The 1,709-nt window shown below is 67.1% G+C and carries 1 protein-coding gene and 1 pseudogene; both read left to right on the plus strand.

The window, feature by feature from the left end; all coding sequences use genetic code 11:
- Window positions 1-110: 110 nt before the first annotated feature.
- On the plus strand, window positions 111-839 hold the full coding sequence (locus AB0873_RS32420; RefSeq protein WP_366604596.1) for a hypothetical protein: 729 nt from the start codon (window positions 111-113) through the stop codon (window positions 837-839).
- Window positions 840-868: 29 nt separating this feature from the next.
- A pseudogene (locus tag AB0873_RS32425) lies at window positions 869-1,709 on the plus strand (IS3 family transposase); the annotation flags it as partial.

Raw genomic sequence — 1,709 nt, forward strand, 5'->3', positions numbered from 1 at the left:
GGATACCTCATCACCTCGGCCTACGCCTCCGCGTCCCAAAGATCACGCCGACACGCCGAGCCACAGTGGACAAACCTGGCCATTCAAGATCTGTAGCCGCGGAGACAGGTGTGCAGGCGGTGCGGCTAGTCCGGGCCGGCTTCCGTGGTGCAACCGGCATACTCCAACACGACGGCCTCCCCCTCCTCTGGGGCGCCAACGCCGCCACGTTCGCCGCACTCGACCGCGAGTTGACGCCGGACCACCCCATGATCTGGCGAATCCCCGACACCGTCTACAAGCGCTACTCCGCCTGCAACATCTCCCAGGGCCCGATCGCCCTCGCAATCGACCTGCATCCGCACCTGACACCAGGGATCACCGCGGTCCAGTGTTCCCTCAACCCAGAGGACCACCGATACCCCGGGGTCCTGGCATCCCAGCCCGAGTCACTCACGACAGCGCTGATGAGCGCGCCGTACGGCGTCGCCTCCGCCCTGACACACGGTGCGTTCAATATCGATCGCCTGCACCACCCCCAGCGCGACACCGACGCCGCCGAGCTGAGCCGCCTGGTCCAGGTACTGCCGGACACGGCGCTACCACCGCTCGGAGCCCGGCTGACGGTTACCCTGACCGACGGTCGCGTACTCACCCGCGAATTGATCCAAGGTCAGGACGCATTCAGGCACTCCTGGAAACAGGTCGAAAGCACTTGCGCCGAACGCCGGCAGGCCGCAGGCCATCCGCCATACCAGCACGACCTACTCGTCTCGGCGGTTGCCTCCATCGCCAACCTACCCGACACCGCACCCTTACTGACGGCAACCCTGCCAAATGAACCGCCCCGGGTTTGGTAGCGGCCCGATCTTTTGTGGAGGATCGAGCCATGTCACGCCCTTCCCCTTATCCGCGTGAGTTGCGTGAGCGAGCGGTGCGGATGGTCGCCGAGGTGCGGCCGAACTACGAGTCCGAGTACGCGGCGATCGGCGCGGTGGCTCACAAGCTCGGGATCGGCACGGCGGAGACGCTGCGTAAGTGGGTGCGTCAGGCCCAGGTCGACGCCGGTGACCGGCCCGGGGTGAGCACGGACGAGTCGGCGGAGTTGAAGCGGTTGCGGCGGGAGAACGCCGAGCTGCGTCGGGCGAACGAGATTTTGAAGGCGGCGTCGGCTTTCTTCGCGGCCGAGCTCGACCGGTCACAGCCACGCTCGTGAGGTTCATCGACGAGCACAAGCGGGTGTTCGGCGTCGAGCCGATCTGCCGTGTTCTGCGCGAGCACGGCTGGCAGATCGCGGCCAGCACCTACCGGGCCGCCTGCCGGCACACGCCCTCCACCCGAACCCGTCGTGACGCATGGCTGGCGGATGAGATTCGGCGGGTGTACGCGGTTAACTACGGCGTCTATGGGGCACGGAAAGTGTGGCTGACGCTCAACCGTGAGGGCATCCCGGTGGCCCGGTGCACCGTCGAACGTCTCATGCGGCGGTTGGGGCTTCGGGGCGTGGTGCGGGGCAAGACCCGACGCACCACCATGGCCGACGAGCACGCCCAGCGGCCGGCGGACCTGGTGCAACGCCGGTTCACCACCGACCGGCCGAACCGGTTGTGGGTCGCCGACTTCACCTACGTGCCTACCTGGTCGGGGATGGTCTACGTCGCGTTCGTCATCGACGCCTACTCCCGCCGCATCCTCGGCTGGCGGGCCGCCACCAGCATGAAAACCAGCCT

The sequence above is a fragment of the Micromonospora sp. NPDC047707 genome, from assembly GCF_040704235.1.
GTDB lineage: Bacteria > Actinomycetota > Actinomycetes > Mycobacteriales > Micromonosporaceae > Micromonospora.